This is a genomic window from Halalkalibacter nanhaiisediminis, assembly GCF_007830185.1.
GTDB lineage: Bacteria > Bacillota > Bacilli > Bacillales > Bacillaceae_D > Halalkalibacter > Halalkalibacter nanhaiisediminis.
The window spans coordinates 114,888-132,342 of the sequence record NZ_VLKZ01000006.1; the positions used below are offsets into that span (position 1 = coordinate 114,888).

Annotated in this window: 16 protein-coding genes; 2 read left to right on the forward strand and 14 right to left on the reverse strand. The window is 36.2% G+C overall.

Features of this window, described 5'->3' with window-relative positions:
- Window positions 1-101 precede the first annotated feature (101 nt).
- The 5 genes from IQ10_RS11795 to aceA form a co-directional block, all read right to left on the reverse strand.
- Entirely contained in the window at window positions 102-1,235 is a 1,134-nt protein-coding gene (locus IQ10_RS11795; protein WP_144450719.1) for an N-acetyldiaminopimelate deacetylase, read from the reverse strand.
- Between the two features lie 2 nt (window positions 1,236-1,237).
- Window positions 1,238-2,449, reverse strand: coding sequence for an aspartate aminotransferase family protein (locus IQ10_RS11800; RefSeq protein ID WP_242009816.1), 1,212 nt, complete (start codon window positions 2,447-2,449; stop codon window positions 1,238-1,240).
- A 92-nt stretch (window positions 2,450-2,541) separates the two neighbouring features.
- Complete coding sequence (gene dapD / locus IQ10_RS11805) at window positions 2,542-3,264, reverse strand: 2,3,4,5-tetrahydropyridine-2,6-dicarboxylate N-acetyltransferase (RefSeq protein ID WP_144450720.1); 723 nt, start codon at window positions 3,262-3,264, stop codon at window positions 2,542-2,544.
- Between the two features lie 142 nt (window positions 3,265-3,406).
- Window positions 3,407-4,303 carry an AEC family transporter gene (locus tag IQ10_RS11810; RefSeq protein WP_144450721.1) on the reverse strand — a complete coding sequence of 299 codons (897 nt, stop codon included), beginning with the start codon at window positions 4,301-4,303 and terminating at the stop codon, window positions 3,407-3,409.
- A 427-nt stretch (window positions 4,304-4,730) separates the two neighbouring features.
- Window positions 4,731-6,023, reverse strand: a complete 1,293-nt coding sequence (gene aceA / locus IQ10_RS11815) for an isocitrate lyase (protein WP_144450722.1) — start codon at window positions 6,021-6,023, stop codon at window positions 4,731-4,733.
- A gap of 581 nt (window positions 6,024-6,604) precedes the next feature.
- Here aceA and tenA point away from each other — a divergent pair.
- A complete protein-coding gene (tenA, locus tag IQ10_RS11820) occupies window positions 6,605-7,273 on the forward strand; it encodes a thiaminase II (RefSeq protein WP_144450723.1) in 669 nt (222 codons plus the stop codon).
- Window positions 7,274-7,511: 238 nt separating this feature from the next.
- On the opposite strand, the gene IQ10_RS11825 is transcribed toward tenA, so the two are convergent.
- From IQ10_RS11825 to IQ10_RS11845, 6 genes are all read right to left on the reverse strand, one after another.
- Window positions 7,512-8,549 (reverse strand): HD-GYP domain-containing protein, encoded by a 1,038-nt coding sequence (locus tag IQ10_RS11825; protein ID WP_144450724.1) that lies wholly within the window; start codon window positions 8,547-8,549, stop codon window positions 7,512-7,514.
- Between the two features lie 114 nt (window positions 8,550-8,663).
- Window positions 8,664-10,163, reverse strand: coding sequence for a glycine betaine uptake BCCT transporter (locus tag IQ10_RS11830; RefSeq protein WP_242009817.1), 1,500 nt, complete (start codon window positions 10,161-10,163; stop codon window positions 8,664-8,666).
- Window positions 10,164-11,120: 957 nt separating this feature from the next.
- Entirely contained in the window at window positions 11,121-12,242 is a 1,122-nt protein-coding gene (locus tag IQ10_RS11835; RefSeq protein ID WP_144450725.1) for a mechanosensitive ion channel family protein, read from the reverse strand.
- Between the two features lie 121 nt (window positions 12,243-12,363).
- The gene (locus IQ10_RS11840; protein ID WP_144450726.1) at window positions 12,364-12,567 is read right to left on the reverse strand and encodes a cold-shock protein; all 204 of its coding nucleotides are present in this window, start codon (window positions 12,565-12,567) and stop codon (window positions 12,364-12,366) included.
- A gap of 228 nt (window positions 12,568-12,795) precedes the next feature.
- Window positions 12,796-12,918 carry a hypothetical protein gene (locus IQ10_RS18565; RefSeq protein WP_277878011.1) on the reverse strand — a complete coding sequence of 41 codons (123 nt, stop codon included), beginning with the start codon at window positions 12,916-12,918 and terminating at the stop codon, window positions 12,796-12,798.
- 133 nt (window positions 12,919-13,051) lie between these two features.
- Window positions 13,052-13,192: a YfhD family protein gene (locus IQ10_RS11845; protein ID WP_144450727.1), complete on the reverse strand. Its 141-nt coding sequence runs from the start codon at window positions 13,190-13,192 to the stop codon at window positions 13,052-13,054.
- A gap of 155 nt (window positions 13,193-13,347) precedes the next feature.
- Between IQ10_RS11845 and IQ10_RS11850 the strand changes: the two genes are divergently transcribed.
- Complete coding sequence (locus IQ10_RS11850) at window positions 13,348-13,917, forward strand: CBO0543 family protein (RefSeq protein WP_144450728.1); 570 nt, start codon at window positions 13,348-13,350, stop codon at window positions 13,915-13,917.
- A 100-nt stretch (window positions 13,918-14,017) separates the two neighbouring features.
- Here IQ10_RS11850 and IQ10_RS11855 read toward each other — a convergent pair whose 3' ends face one another.
- From IQ10_RS11855 to IQ10_RS11865, 3 genes are all read right to left on the reverse strand, one after another.
- A complete protein-coding gene (locus IQ10_RS11855) occupies window positions 14,018-15,715 on the reverse strand; it encodes a methyl-accepting chemotaxis protein (protein ID WP_144450729.1) in 1,698 nt (565 codons plus the stop codon).
- 363 nt (window positions 15,716-16,078) lie between these two features.
- Entirely contained in the window at window positions 16,079-16,279 is a 201-nt protein-coding gene (locus IQ10_RS11860) for a YczO family protein (protein WP_144450730.1), read from the reverse strand.
- 59 nt (window positions 16,280-16,338) lie between these two features.
- On the reverse strand, window positions 16,339-17,208 hold the full coding sequence (locus IQ10_RS11865; protein ID WP_144450731.1) for a cation diffusion facilitator family transporter: 870 nt from the start codon (window positions 17,206-17,208) through the stop codon (window positions 16,339-16,341).
- Window positions 17,209-17,455: the final 247 nt, after the last annotated feature.

A 17,455-nucleotide genomic window follows, 5' to 3' on the forward strand; every position in this document is an offset into this window, starting at 1 on the left:
ATTTGCACTCATTACAATACCCAGAAAACGAGTATATATACTTAACAATATCAAAATAAGCTACCTGCTTTTACTATTCAGGTAGCTTAAGGGTTAATTTATCATTTGTTTTCTCGTTCAATCAAGTAATCAATGATCGTTTGAACGGCAAATGGAATTGCCTTTTCATTCGGCTCGAGCCTTGCGTCGTGAAGACCATACTCACTATCAACACCTAACCAAAACATCATACCAGGGATCTGTTCGAGAAAATAGCCAAAATCCTCTCCTGTCATCGCTTCAGGACAAATGACAAGATTAATAGATTCATTTCTCTCTGCAAATTCGATAAATGTTCCAGTCAGAGCTTCATCATTATATACTTGGCAATAATTTGATCCATAATCAATCGATGCCTCACATTCAAATCCGACTTCGATTCCATTAACGAGTGCTTCAACCCGCTTTTTTATCGTCTGCATTGTTTCTATAGAACGTGATCTAATTGTTCCTTCGATCACAGCAGTCTCAGCGATAATATTTTGCTTCGTACCACCTTTAATCACACCTATTGTGACAACTCCAGCATCTAATGGGTTCACATTACGCGCAACAATTGTTTGCAATTGGGTAACGAGGTGACTTGCCGCAACAACCATATCATTTGCTGTATGCGGGAAAGCAGCATGCCCACCTTTGCCTTTTAATCGGATAAATAATTCAGACGTATTCGCAAAAAGGAGTCCAGGCTTTGTCGCGATTGTCCCAACAGGATACTCTGGTGCAATATGAAGCGCGAGCATTTCATCAGGCCACCATTTTTTTAGCTGTTCTGATTCAAGCATTTGTTTCGCCCCACCCGGTCCTTCTTCCGCAGGTTGGAAAATAAATAAATGATTCCACTTTGGTTGATTTTCAGCAAAATAACTTAATACTCCTAAAGCAATCGTCATATGAACGTCATGCCCACATGCATGCATTGCTCCGTGATGAACAGAACGAAACCCATTATAAGTTGTTTGCTCTTCAATTGGTAGACCGTCAATATCAGCTCGATACGCGATCGTTCTTGATGGCTCTCGTCCCTGAACATGGACAAATATTCCCGTTTCCCACTTTTCAATGGTTAAGAACTCATCGTTCATCTGTTCTATTTGTTCGAGCAAATAACGTTGAGTTTTCACTTCTTCATATCCTAATTCTGGAATCTGATGTAACTCACGTCTTATTTGAACTAATTGCTCTTGGGAGATCATAATTATTCCCCTACCTTTTGCATTATATGAATTTGTTCTTCAAGTGTATCAATTAAGAAATCTACCTCTTTTGATTTCATTGTTAATGGCGGTAGTAAGCGAATAATCGTTTGTTGCGTCACATCAACCATAATGCCTTTATCAAGCAACTGCTGTTGAATGCTTTTTACAACAGAAGCTTCAGCGTTCATAACGATCCCCAGCATCATCCCTTTACCTCTAACACCAACGATGCGCTCTGGATATTTCTGTTTTAATGAGTCTATTTTCGAAAATAATTGAGCAGCCATTTCTGCCCCCTTAACAAGTTGGCCTTCATTTATTAATACATCAATGACCGCATTACCTAGCGCAGCACTTAGTGGAGATGGCGCAAAAGTTGTACCGTGATCACCTGGCTTGAACAAGTGAGAGAAACGCTCAGCCACAATAATCCCTCCTAAAGGGAGACCTCCTCCGACTCCTTTTGCAAACAAAATCACATCTGGTTCAATACCCGCGTGTTGATAAGCGAAAAATTCTCCTGTTCGGCCGACACCAGTTTGAATTTCATCCATGCAACATAGGACACCATAACTGCGGCAAAGTTTTTCAATTTCTTGTAGATAAGACTCCTCAAGTGGCACTATACCACCAGAACCAAGTACAGGCTCAACAATAATAGCAGCTGGTTTATGTGTTCGGAAAACATCCTCAAGAGCTTGAGTATCATGAGGTTCGACTTCAAATACAGGAATATCAGTTACAGGAAAATCTTGATATACACCAGGTTGCCTTGTTAGCTTTAGAGCCCCAAGTGTCCTTCCATGGAAGCTCTTTTTCAAAACAACCACACCACTGCGGTCTTCCCTCTGCTCCTTTGACCATTTATGAACTAGTTTCAGTGCAGCCTCAGTCGCTTCAGCTCCTGAATTTGTGAAAAATACCTTGCCTTTTATCGAATGATTGATTAATCTCTCAGCTAACGTAATTGCAGGTTTATTATAAAAGACATTGGAAATATGAAGGAAGCTTGTACCCTGCTCAGTTAATGCCTTGATAATCGCTGGATGAGAATGTCCAAGAATATTGACTGCAAGACCCGTAAAAAGATCAAGATATTTTTTCCCACTTTCATCAAATAAATAATTTCCTTCTCCACGCTCAATCACGATTGGAAGTCGTCCATACGTTGACATGATAGACTGTTGGTCACGCTCTATCCAATTTGACACCGTCTTATTCCCCTTTCACTCTATGTAAGGAAAGAGCCTTGCCGATAGGTTTAAAACCTAACAACAAAGCTGCTTCCGATTAACTCAGTTATTTAGTTATCTTCGTTTAAACGACGAAGCTCTTGCTTAATTTCCGTCTTACCTTTAGTCTTTTCATCAATTTCTTTAATAACGCGTGCTGGCGTACCTGCAACTACTGTATTTGGTGGTACATCTTCTGTTACAATAGCGCCCGCTGCAACAACTGCACCTTTACCAACACGAACGCCTTCAAGGATTACACAATTTGCACCTACAACAACATCATCTTCTACAATCACAGGTTGTGCTGATGGTGGCTCAATAACTCCAGCAAGAACTGATCCAGCACCGATATGACAATTTTTACCTACTGTTGCACGCCCACCAAGAACCGCATTCATATCAATCATCGTACCTTCACCAATAACTGCACCAATGTTAATACTTGCACCCATCATAATAACTGCATTGTCGCCAATTTCAACTTGGTCACGGATAACAGCACCTGGCTCAATACGCGCTTTGATATTCTTCATATCAAGAAGAGGAATCGCTGAGTTACGACGATCGTTTTCAACAACAACATCCTCAATTTTTGCTTCATTCGCATTAAGAACTGCTTCAATCTCGCTCCATTCACCGAACAGAACGCCCACATTACCAGTAATAAATGATTTTGTATTCGCACCAAAATCAAGTCCGTCTAGTTCACCTTTAATATGTACTTTTACTGGTGTTTTCTTTTCACTTTGTGAAATAAATTGAATAATTTCATTTGCATCCATCATTTTCATTTTTCTTTTCCTCCTCATACAATTAAAATAATCTCCTCATTATGATAAAGATTCAGGCGACAAATTGCAATGAAAACAACGATTTAATTCCCTCAATCTATTAAATTCAACCAAACCTCACCATTTTAATCCATTTCTACCTTTATCCTAAAATGAGCAGCAGAAAAGTAATGGTTAGAATACTTATTGCTGTTGTTATTAGCGTAATACTTGAAACAAGTTTTGGCTGCGATTGAAATTGAACAGCATACATAACAATCGTTGCCGCAGAAGGCATAGCAGCTGAAACAATTAAAACCTTTGCCATAAGAGGGTCTAATGGTAAGAACAGCGTAATCACATATGCAAGAAATGGTGAAATGACTAGTCTTAAAATGGTCCCATAGGTCACTTTCCCCCACTCGAAATTTCCCCATTTAATTTTTGCTAACTGCATTCCCAGTATGATCATCACTGTCGGAATGGCAGCCTCTGCAATGATATCAACTGTTAACATGAGATTGTTAGGCATGGATAAATTCAACCCTTTGAAAATGCCTGCAACCAACACTGCATATGTTGCAGGCATTTTCATCACTTCTTTTAAAGCAACACTTATCCCCGCCTTACCACTTGCAGCATAATAAACGCCAAAAAAATTCATAATAATCGATTGTAAGACGAGAAACGATACTGAATAAGCAAAGCCCGCTTCACCGTACGCGAATAAAATAATTGGAGCACCATAATTACCTGAATTCATGAAAGCAGTGGAAAGGACTAATCCATTTTCTGTCGAACGGTCATAGTTTTTTAATTTCGCATAAACCTTATTAATGAAAATGATTCCAAATAATAATAAAAAAGCAAAAAAAACCATGTACATATATTGTATGTTTATTTCAGAATTATAAAAAGTTCTAAAAACAAGACAAGGAGTCATAATAAAAATAGCAACAGTCGAAATAGGTTTGATATCGATATTTTTCCATTTTTGAACAACAAAACCGATTAAAAAAACAAGCAATACTGGTAAGACTACTTGGATAAAAATCTGCATCTGTGCATCCTCTCCAACTTTATTTATCATTTTCGTGTAGTATTTTAAATTAGTGATAAATACCTTGCAACTTTTATATTCCTATATATAAAAGAAATGGCTAGGTACATAAGAGCTATTCTTTCAACTTTTCAACAAATGCTTACAGAAATTCATTATATCATTTATTTCCATTACCTTGGCTCGTCCAAATTCAGAATTATTTTATTTAATTAACCACTTCTCCCTTCTTACCTCATTCTATTTTTCCCTCAGAAAAAACGTTAAAAAAATTGAGCTGCATAAAGGAAATAAATAGATTATCGAGAATCATATAAATAAACAAAAACAAATAACGGTGTATTGTCATATAACAACATACCGTTATTTGTTTTTGTAGTATAACAGACTCTACATGGCATGTAGAGTCTGTTTAGTAAACAATTATTTAGCTTTTTTGGAATTGCGCTTCCTCAGTGGAACCTTTTAATGCTGTAGTTGAAGATGTTCCGCCAGATACAACTTGTGAAATTTCATCAAAGTATCCAGTACCAACTTCACGCTGATGACGAGTCGCTGTGTATCCTTTTGATTCGCTTGCAAACTCTGCTTGCTGAAGCTCAGAGTAAGCACCCATTCCTCGCTCTTTGTAGCCTTTCGCAAGTTCAAACATGCTATGGTTAAGGGCATGGAATCCAGCAAGTGTAACAAATTGGAACTTGTATCCCATCTTACCAAGCTCAACTTGATACGTCTCAATTGTTTCTTTATCCAAGTTCGCTTCCCAGTTGAATGATGGCGAGCAATTATAAGCAAGCATCTTACCAGGGAACTTCGCATGGATCGCTTCAGCAAATTGGCGTGCTTCTTCAAGAGATGGTTTTGACGTTTCGCACCAAATTAAGTCAGCATACGGTGCATATGCAAGTCCGCGAGCAATCGCTTGATCAATTCCAGCATTTGTACGGTAAAAACCTTCAGCAGTACGTTCACCTGTAATAAACGGGTGATCAACTGGATCAATGTCACTTGTAATTAAATCCGCAGCATCTGCATCTGTTCGAGCAACGATGATCGTTGGTACACCACTTACATCAGCTGCTAGTCTTGCAGCAGTAAGGTTGCGAACCGCTGTTTGAGTCGGAATAAGAACTTTACCACCTAGATGGCCACATTTTTTCTCTGATGCAAGCTGATCTTCAAAGTGAACACCCGAAGCTCCTGACTCGATCATACCTTTCATTAATTCAAATACATTAAGCTGACCGCCAAATCCTGCTTCTGCATCTGCAACAATCGGTGCGAAATAATCAACATCTCCTTCGCCTTCCATATGCTGAATTTGGTCAGCGCGTTGCAGTGCTTGATTTATTCTTTTAACAACACTTGGTACACTGTTTGCCGGATATAAGCTTTGGTCAGGGTACATTTGACCTGCAAGGTTCGCATCTGCTGCAACTTGCCATCCGCTTAAATAAATCGCTTTCAAACCTGCCTTCACTTGTTGAACTGCTTGATTTCCAGTTAATGCTCCCAAAGCGTTAATGTAGTCTTCGTTATTTAACATTTTCCATAGTTTTTCTGATCCTACTCGTGCAAGTGTATGGTCGATTTGCAAAGACCCACGAAGGCGAACAACATCTTCACCTGAATATGTACGTTCAATACCATTCCATCTTTCATCATTTTCCCATTGCTGTTCTAACTGTTGTCCTTGCTCTTGAATTGATTGCTTTGTCATAATAATCCTCTCCCATTCCATTATGTGTTTGTTAGATTTCTTCTTTCAAATCACTTGTCATTAACAGAGTCATTATTCTTGCTACAATTCACCAAATGCTAGCGTTCGAGTTGGTGCTAAAGTTATTAGTGTTCTAGTCATATTTACCCTTTTGTTTGTTGACTAGATATCGTCTTTATTCCCCCTTTATTTTCCATTCAACTGTTTTAATACAGTTTTTATCTTATGCATTTATAATATAACAGAAGCATTGGAAAATCAACCGCTTTTTTCAATTTTTCTAAATTTTCTTCCTTTCGTTCGTGTTGTCACCCAGTTTTGCCTATGATACTGTTATTGTAGACAACTATTAGAAGAACAAGATACGGCTTATCTTAACCTTTTAACTTGGTCTAGTTTATCTCAAGGAAGAAGAGAGCTTTGAAATGGACTAAGTATGCTCTCTTTTCCAAATTCCTACCTAACTAAATATTAGTTTTATCAAATAAGCTTCTACTCTCAACTAGAATGAAATAGCATTATTCTTTTTCTATCCAACTAGAAACGAACCAGCTTTTACACAAAAAAAGGAGATGAAATAAATGAAATTCACAGATCACCTTTATGAAGCAGCAAAACCAATTTGGGAAAAAGGATATGAACATTCATTTGTACAAGGGATTGGTGATGGATCTTTAACACTTGATCGTTTTCAATTCTTTATGTGTCAAGACTATGTTTATTTAATTGAGTATGCACGCCTTTATGCATTAGGAAGCTTAAAAGCTCCTGATCTTCAAACGATGTCAACATTTGCTAAGCTGTTGGATGCAACACTAAACATGGAAATGGAATTACATCGTCAATATGCCGAAAAACTAGGTATATCAAAGACAGAACTTGAATCAACTGAACCAGCACCAACCACACTCGCCTATAGTAGCTATATGCTCAATGTATCTCAAAGAGGTTCTTTAGCTGAATTAATTGCCGCTATTCTTCCTTGCGCGTGGAGCTATGGTGAAATCGGTCAACGTTTAGCTAAACGTCCTGGGGCAATGGAGCATCCAGTGTATGGTGAGTGGATTACAATGTATCAGTCGGAGGAATTTACGAAACTTGCCGATTGGTTGATCGATCTGCTTAATCAATTAGTTGAAGGAAAATCAGAAACAGAACTCAAGCAGCTTGAAACGATTTTTATCAATACAAGTCGATTTGAATATCTTTTTTGGGATATGGCGTGGGATAAATCGCAATGGACAATCTAACAAACTAGTATTCATATCCAATGAAATTCCTTCATTTTAACACACTTAAATAAGGGTCTCTTACCAAATAACCTCGCCTATCATGTTCAACAAGGCTCACTGGTATAGACCCTTTTTCCATATACTGATCCAAATCATATACATTCATTAATATCTATCACATTTAACTCTCTTTGATCATGTATTCTCGACTCCCTAACAAAAAAACGCCCAGTTAAATGGACGTTAAATTTAAATATCACATGAGAACTTTTTCAATAAATACAGTTGTTTCCTTTGCTAAATCAATGTGCTTCACATCATAATCCCCAGAGTCAGAACCAGTCATTTCAAAAACCCGAATAATCGGGCGCTGAGGTAGCCCAGTATGCTGGCCAACAACGATACCTGTTTCGTTCGTTGAAAGCTTCACTTGACTTCCAGTCGGATAAAAAGCAACAGCCCTTAAGAAACGCCACATAATAGGATGAGAAAATTGAACATTCGTTAACGCAAGTAAATGTTCACATGCTTCATGCGGATAAAGACCTCGGTTGTCTTCCCCTTTAGAAATCAAACGATCATACGTATTTGCTATCGCAACAACTTTTGATAAGTAATGAATTTCCTCATCTTTTAGCTGCCTTGGGTAACCACTACCATCTATATGCTCATGATGCGTAAGTGCAATATGAGCTGATAATGTACTGATTTCTTTGTTTTTCCGCAACGCGTTAAAGCCCTTCCAAGTATGATCATTCTCAACATCATCTTCTTTACCCTTTTCTGACGGGAGGATTTTCCCAATATCATGAAGAAGAGCACCTGTAGCTAATTCTTGTAACTTCGTACGATCTAGACCAACCTTCACACCTAATATCGTTGAAATAATACAAACGTTCACAGAATGAATAAATAATTCATTATCTTCTGTACGGATATCGGTTAAGCTTAATAATGTTTGGTGATTCATTAACACTTCATCAATTATACTTGTTATCGATTTCTGAATCGACTGGAAATCGATATTTTTTCCTGACTGAACAAAATGAAAAGAATCTTTTAACGTAGCAATTGTCGAGCGTTTGACCGATTCAGAAACGACTTCTTCTACCTCGATATCTTCAACACGTTCATCTTTTATATAAATAGCTTGTACACCCATGTGACGAAGACGTGATAAAATTCCAACCGTCAATTGCGCTCCACTTTGTAGTAAAATTCGACCATCACTTGCAAAAATATGTTTTCCTAAACGTTCCCCTTGTTGAACATTATCAATTAAAGTATACCTCATCATAAACTCCCCTGATGGTCATTTCTTTTATTATAATTGATTCACATCTATTTGAACATCAACTTATCGATTCACGTCAAAGAGGCGGCTATTATTACCCACCTCTTGTGACGATTATAGTATCTTCTTCGACTTTTGACTAGATTTGATTTCCTCCTTAAATGCTTTTAATGTGCTATAACTCATCACAAGCAATATAAATGACAGAGGGAATGCACTGACGATAATTGCCGTCTGGAGCGCATTTAAACCTCCTGACGCCATTAAAACGATAGCTGAAGACGTAAGGATTAACCCCCATGAAATTTTCACAAAATTGGAAGGGTTAAGATCACCATTTGTTGTTTGCATTCCTAGAACAAACGTTGCTGAATCAGCGGAAGTTATGAAAAATGTACTAATAAGTAACACGGTCACTACCGTTAACAATCCACCAAACGGCAAATGTTCAAAGACAAAGAACAAACCAGTTTCTAGACTTTGTCCAGCTACATCTACACCTTGTATTAAGTCAAGGTAAATACCTGTACCACCAAACACAGCAAACCAAAACACACAAACAAGTGTAGGTACAACGAGAACAGCGATAACAAATTCTCGAACTGTCCGTCCTTTTGATACACGAGCAATGAACATTCCTACAAAAGGAGACCAAGAAATCCACCAAGCCCAATAAAAAATTGTCCAGCCTTGTGTCCAAGCAGCCCGTTCTTCATTAAAAGGTGATAGACGTAAGCCCATTTGTGGCAAGTTTTGAATATATTCTCCGAGTGTGTGAGTAAATAAGTTTAATAAAAATAAAGTTGGACCAAGAACAATCATAGCAATTAACAATATAGTCGCTAAAATCATATTCGTATTACTTAAATACTTAATCCCTTTTTTTATACCAGTACTAGCTGATGTGATAAAGAGGACAGTAATAATACTGATGATCAATAACTGCACGGTAAAATTAATCGGAATTCCCAATAAATAATTTAAGCCTGCATTGATTTGCTGTGCCCCTAAACCTAACGAAGCACAGACACCAAAAAGGGTAGCGAAAACAGCGATAATATCAACTGTATGTCCGATTGGTCCCTTTACTCGATCCCCTAATACTGGATGGAGGGTAGCACTCATAAGCCCAGGTGCGTCTTTTCGAAATTTAAAATACGCTAGCGATAATGCAATGACAGCGTAAATTGCCCATGCATGAAATCCCCAATGTAGATAGGTATAACGCAATCCTAGTAATGCAGACTCACGAGTATTCCCTTCCCCGTATGGAGGCACAGAATAATGAGATACTGGCTCTGAGACACCATAGAATAACAGTCCAATCCCCATCCCTGCACTAAACAGCATGGCAAACCAAGTTGGTCGACTGAACTCTGGTTTATCCGAATCTTTACCAAGCTTAATCTTTCCGTACTTACTAAAAATCAAAAAAAGCGCAAATATTAAAAAGAATGTCGCTGCTAAATTGTAAAACCAACCGAATGAATTAAGAAAGAACGCCTGAGCAAGCAGCATTATTTCTCCTAATTGGTTTGGAAAAAACGCTCCCCACAAAACAAAAATAAGAGCAATCAAAATTGAAACCTTATATGTAATTGTTAAATTTCTCACGTGCCATATCCCTTCCTTTTCCGTTGTTTTCATGATAGTGAATAGAGATAAACGAGCACATTTATTGCACAAAGTTCTCCCAACTAACCTATACCCATCTATACAAAAATCAAAACGGGATTTTTACAACGTTTTTTATATTTTAACATACCTACTTTTAATATTTTACATTAAAAAAGAGAGCTTAGCTTTTGCTTAAGGGATTCAGTTTTGGGAGAGAAAAACACATTTGCTAGTTTATTTCTCTCCCAAAATAACACTACTTTTGGTAATTTATTTAACACGAGATTTAACAATAAAATTAGTTGTTTCCCTCAAAAAATTATCTTTGTAGTAAAATAAGTTAATGAAAAAAGACAAAGGTGCAATATGTACAAATTTTCTCGAATAGGTTGTGTGATTGAATGTTGGAAAAAATCTTGTTTCATGTATTATTTATTTTAGGTTGCATTCCTGTTTACTTAATAATATTTCTTAGTGGTTTAGGAATATTATTTATTGATGTATTTGAAACTTCTTCTGTAATATCATTAGAAAAAATACTCTACACAATAATAAAGTTTGCTGCACCAATTTTGTATTTAGTGTGTTGGATTTATTTTGGTATTAGAATTCACAAAAACAAACCTAAATAGGAAGAATTTTGACAACCCTAAATTTTCTGATCTCAAGTATGACATACAAAAGTAATAATTAACATTTTAAGTCGATATTTTTCTATCGGCTTTTTGTTTTGACATTAACATATGAATTGGTAATTGAATTAGCAACTACATTCACAACAGTCCATAAAGGTACGTTCTGTTTGCAACAGCATATGCTAAAAGCTATACTAATTTGTGTGTTTATTTGATATAAATGTTGATATACCAATAAAAAATGGAGTGCTAAATCACAATGATTTTAGCACTCCAAAACACTTATTATTTGTCATTTCCTCTCCCAAAACTAAACCCGTTAGCTTTCGCTTGGGCTCTCCTTTTTTAATTTCCCTTCAAATTGTTTCATCTGCTCTTCATTCTCAAGGTAGATATTACTTGTAGGGATCGATACGGAAACTCCCTCTTCTTCGAGGATGTTAAGAATGGTAAAGTTAATTTCTTCTTTCACTCTAAACCATTCAGCCCACGCTGTCGTTTTCGTGAAGAAGTAAATAAATATATCATAACTAGATTCGCTAAATTGATCAAAGCGAACCATGATCAAATCTTGATCAACTTCCTCATTTGAACGAAGTAACGATTCAATTCTTCTTGCACATATCTCAATTTTATCACTAGGTGTACCATACTCAATACCAAGTGAAAACGAAATACGTCGCTTTTTCATTTGAGACCAGTTGGTAATTGGTTCGTTTGCTAGTGTTGAGTTCGGTACAGTCACGATCGCGTCGGAAAACGTTCGAATTTGCGTACTGCGAAACGTAATATCTTCCACAACACCTTCCACAGATGGTGTTTCAATCCAATCCCCTTTTGAGAATGGCTTTTCTGTAATAATAATAATCCCACCGAAGAAATTTCCAATCGTATCTTGAGCAGCAAGGGCAAACGCTAATCCTCCAAGTCCAAGACCAGCGACAAATCCACTAATATCGTATCCCCACTCACTTGCGATAATAACTATGATTAAAGCAATGACAGCAAAGCGTAACAACTTTGATACGAAAGGAACAAGCATACTATCTTCATCTATTTCAACTTTTCTTGCAAGTCTAATAAATGTCATTGAATGTATAGATGTATAATTATATATCCCCCACCCAATCAGCATAATAATAAACGAGCGATACAAATGCTCAACAAAATCAATCGTCGTAAAATTGAACGGCAAATAAACAAGAGCTAAGTAGGTTCCTAGCACAACCCAAAACGCTCGCAATGGTCGCTCAAACGACAATAGTATATTTGTAAATAATTCAGTCGGTGTTTTCCTTGAAGTCGCGACAATAATTTTAAAAATATACGTTGTAAATAGTTTACGAAATAACAGAAAAACAATAAAAATCGCTATTGCTATACCAACGTCTGTCCATTCTAGCCTTTCTAATGATCGGACAAATGCATCCCATCTCTCCATCTAATCCCACCTTTATCACTTCGACAAATATTTTAACATAGGATAGTGTTTGTGAATAGTATCGTTTAAGATAACAAAGACAAAAACAAAAAAAACCCTCATTTTGAGGGTTTTTTATCAATTAGTAGCCTTTTTTAACGTTAGCAGCTTGATCGCCACGGTCGCCTTGAACTACATCAAATGTAACTTGTTGACCTTCATCAAGTGATTTGAAGCCTTCACCAGCGATAGCTGAGAAGTGAACGAATAAATCGTCACCATCTTCACGTTCGATGAAACCGAAACCTTTTTCTGCATTAAACCATTTTACTGTACCTTGAGCCATATTGTTTTCCTCCTGTAGTGTGATAATCACACAATTTATTACTATTCTTGTCATTAATAACATTCAAGAGGAAATCTACTTTAAGAGTAATCCATCTTTATCCTAAGAACGATCAAAAATAATTAACTTTAGTATAACAGTCTAAGTGAAAAAAAGATAGCTTTTAATGAAATTAGGTAAAAATATTTTATAAGTCGACTATCAATCATGTTCTAAATAGTGAATGTATTAATTGACTTTCTCTTTTTTTATCATCTGTTTTATAATTTCAATTTCAACAAATTTTAAGCTCCGCGAAAACTTATTTTCAAAATAACTAATCAATTTATTTATTTTCATTTCATCTGTCATATTGAAACACCTCTTGTTTTTTCTTCACGATACATATACCCAAGCAAATGAATTGATAAACAAATTTCTTCTGCAATATCTTTTCTATACCTTCAACAAAAAAAGCCAGCATTGTTGCTGACTCTATTTTTTGCTAATTCTTCTGTTTTATTTCAGCTCGTTTATCGGCCTCTTCCATGCGAGCCATCGCTTCCTTGTCGTCAGTATCAGCCAATTCGCTTGAAAATTTCACTTCATCAAATTCCCCTTGTTGCTTTACTTTTTTATCGCTCATTATCCTGCCTCCTTGTGTAATAAAACTCACATCTCCTTTTTTAATATGAGCATATTAAAATAAAATATGAGCCTTATATTAATGGTACTATTTATGAATAAAATCAAAAAGGTTTGGAACTATAACATCATATTCTTTTTGTTAAGGAGAAAAAGATGAATGTTACACAGCAAATCCAAATTGAACATATAAAAGCAACACAGCTCGAACTTACAAACCTATGGTACAATTATTGGCAGCAATTCTCAGATTTAAGCACTTGGCCATTTTGGGTTAACCTCGGCTTTTTTGTTATTCCTTTAATTGCTCTTTACATAGTTATTGATAGAAGAAAGGCTTTTCTTTTAGGCTTTTTTGGTTTCAACGTCCATGTTTGGTTTACTTATATCGATGCTTTAGGCGTAAGTATGGACTGGTGGTTTTACCCTTATAAAATTCTTCCTGTTTTACCGGTTAGTTTCGCATTAGATGCTTCCTTCGTTCCTGTTGTATATATGCTAATTTACCAATGGACAATTAATCACAATAAAAATTATTATCTTTATACCCTCGGTCTTTGTCTGTTTTTAGCGTTTGTTTTTAAACCAATTTTAACAGCGTTCAATTTATTTACATTAAATGGTGACATGAGTTATATTCATTTGTTCTTAGCATATGTGACGATAGCAATCATCTCAAAAATCATTACTAATATTTTCATTTCACTAAAAAAACAGGATAAATAGCTGGAAACTATATTCTTAAAAATCTTTTCAAACCAATTTTAAAACCCTTCCAGAAGAATGTCTCTTGGAAGGGTTTTGCATTAGGAACTGATCTTTTTTATTATAATTTAAACTTTTTCACTGATTCTTGGAGATCTTCAGCCATTTTAGCAAGCGTCATCGCTGCTGAAGCTACTTCTTCCATTGTGGCATTTTGCTCTTCGGCTGAAGCAGCTACCTCCTCGGAGTAACCCGCTGACTCCCCTGCAATACTTGATGCTTCGTTAATAAAGTTAATCATCGCCCCCATATCACCTGTAATTTGCTGAACGGCTCGAGAAACTCCTTGAATTTGCGTTGTCACTTCATTAACAGAGACAGAAATATCCTCAAACTCATTACCAGCTTGACCGACAGACGTTATGCCATCTTTCACCGCTATTTTTGTTTCATTCATTGATACGACAGATCGATTAATATCGTTTTGAATATCTTGAATTAAATTTCTAATTTGATTTGCTGAACCACTAGACTGTTCAGCTAATTTTCGTACTTCATCTGCAACAACAGCAAAACCTTTTCCATGCTCTCCAGCTCTCGCTGCCTCAATTGCTGCATTTAAAGCCAGTAGATTGGTTTGTTCTGCTACCTCAGTTATAAGTGAGATGATTTTACCAATTTCATTCGATTTATTTCCTAATTGTTCAACGACTGTTGAAATCTCTCCAGTTTTATCATCAATTAAGCTCATTTGTGCAACCGTTTGTTGAATCACTTCATGTCCACTATTTGACTTCTCTCTTGTGATTTCAGAAGAATGATTAGCACTTTCAACACTTGCTGAAATTTGCTCCATACTTCTTGAAATTCCACTTGCTGATTGATTTGCTTTTGTTGTCGTACTTACTTGTTTTTCTGATCCTGATGCAATGGATTGAATTGATTCAGAAATTTGATCAGTCGCCCTGCTTGTTTCTTCTGCACCAGCCGATAGCTCCTCAGAAGATGCAGCAACTTGTTCTGACGTATCAATAACTTGCTTAATAAGGGTAGAAAGGTTATTTTTCATCAGATTATAGCTTTGTGTTAACTGACCGATTTCATCTTTTGAATCATCATTTGGATCCATCGTAAAATCGCCATTCCCTGCTTTTTCAAGAGCCACTCCAACTGCATTTAGACGTCGTTTGATTTGATTAGCAAATAAAAAGACAATCACAACTGCTAAAGCGATTCCAATAGCAGACACGATTAAAAATCCTTTAAAGATCGCTCCAATTGTATCATCAATAAAGGCTTGAGAAACCCCCACATACCACATCCCGATCGTTTCACCATTCTCATTATGAATCGGTTGATAGGCAGTCTGCATCATTGTACCTGCGACATTCGCTTCCCCAAAATAATCCTGACCTCCATTCAAAACGGCTTGGATCACTTCATCAGAGGCTTGCGTTCCTACAACTCGCTCTCCGTCAATCTCAACATTGGTACTCACTCGCGTATCACCTTGAAAGATTGTTACAGTACCACCTGTCATTCCTGCAATATAATCCACTATTTCAAAATTTCCATTCACCAAAAAATCGCCTTTATATAATTGTCCGTCTCTAATCGTCCATTCACCAGGAAATTCTTGATTGACCGCTTGATAGGATAAATGCATATCTGATTGTGCTTTTTCAACAGCACTATCTTTTACTCCATCTGACACAAGAATTTGAACGACAATACCAAGGCCAATTGTAAAAAGCAGTAAGATCAAAATAACTAAAATATTAATTTTCGTAGCGATTCTAAAGTTGTTGAATATGCTCATGCTCTTCCCCCATTTTCATTATCAACCGTTCATTTTAACCAATTAAACGAGATTAGTTGATTTCAGAAGTCCTTTTTTGATTAATTAACGAAATGATCCCCCTATTTCCAAATGTCTTGTAAACTCTTACACTCCATTTTCACTATACTATTTCCAGATCAATTTTACAGGAAAATACAAATCACTACAATATTCAATAAAATTATGTAATCTTTCATTTTTTATTATACATTAGTTTGATCTACCATGCTTTCTCACAAAGATTTTCATGACAAAAGCCTCATTAAATTTGTTAATATTACCCATTTATAAAAGTTCATTTGAAAAATAAATAAGGTTAAAGCTGAACATACAGCTTTAACCTTATTTATCACTAGATGAACGGTTTTTCGTTTGATCTTTATTCCTCTCTTCTTCAGCTTCTTGTTTAATATCTTCCAATGGTAAATCATCAACTGGCATGATCGTTTGATCTCGCTCTTTTTGTTCTTGTTTATCCTTCTGAAATGCTTTTTCTTTGTCGTTTCGTTCTTCTAATACTCGTTCTCTTTCCTTGTTATTCAAAGTAACCCCTCCTCTACAACACATTTTCCCTAAGGGTACTTTTCTTAAACATATTAATGCTAATTTGGTTCAACATGAACATGGGCATCATATACTCCATGCTTATGTAATAAGATCTCTTCTACCTTTGTTGAAATATCATGAGCATCTGTTATATCCAATTTAGCATTTACCCCAATAACGATGTCTACAACTGAGTTATTTCCATAATTTCTTGCTCTAATTACTTTTACATCTTCTACACCGTAAATTGAGAGAACACTTTCCTCATAAGATTCTAATTCCTTCTCATCAAAACCATCTGTTAAATGATGAGACGCTTCTCGAAAGATTTCCCAAGCCGTTTTACAAATAAGAATCCCTACAAGAAATGCTGCTAATGGATCTAACCAAGCAAGACCTAACTGAGCACCAAAAATACCAATTGCCGTTCCAATGCTTACCCAAGCATCTGATATATTATCTTTTGAAGCAGCCATCACAGCCTGACTGTTAATTTGTTTAGCTAAATTTCTGTTATACCTATAAACGAAATACATCACACCTGCACTAAAAACACCAGTCCATGCCGAAATCATATCTGGAGCTTCGTTTCCTCTACTAAAAATCGTTGTAATGGCTTCAATTAAGACATGAATCCCAACTCCCATCATAATAAAAGAAGCTACTAACGATGCTACACTTTCAGCTTTAAAGTGACCATAACGATGATCGTGATCAGGCGGTCTTTGAGATAATTTCAGTCCAATCAAAACGGCAACCGAGGCAACAATATCTGTTGCATTGTTTAAACCATCTGCTCGTAGTGCCTCCGAGTTTGCCTCATAACCCACAAATAACTTTAATGCCGAAAGAAACAAATAAGCAACAATACTAATGATGGCCCCACGTTCTCCAAGCTTTAAATTTTTATACTTTTGCTCGTCCATGTTTTTTATCCTCCGCGTTATTTTCTTGACATATCATAGCAAGCAAATAATGTGTGGGTCTATAGCAACCTTTTTTCCTTCTTCTATAGTAGTTATAAGCGGTAAAAAAAGTTTCTATAGGTGAAATTGTAAACAGATCTGTTTTGTTATTTTAAGAATAAACGAAAATAATCTATTTGACATTCACCATATTCTCTTATCTTGTTTCAACAGATCATTTTATTAATTTAACGTTCTTTATGTTAGT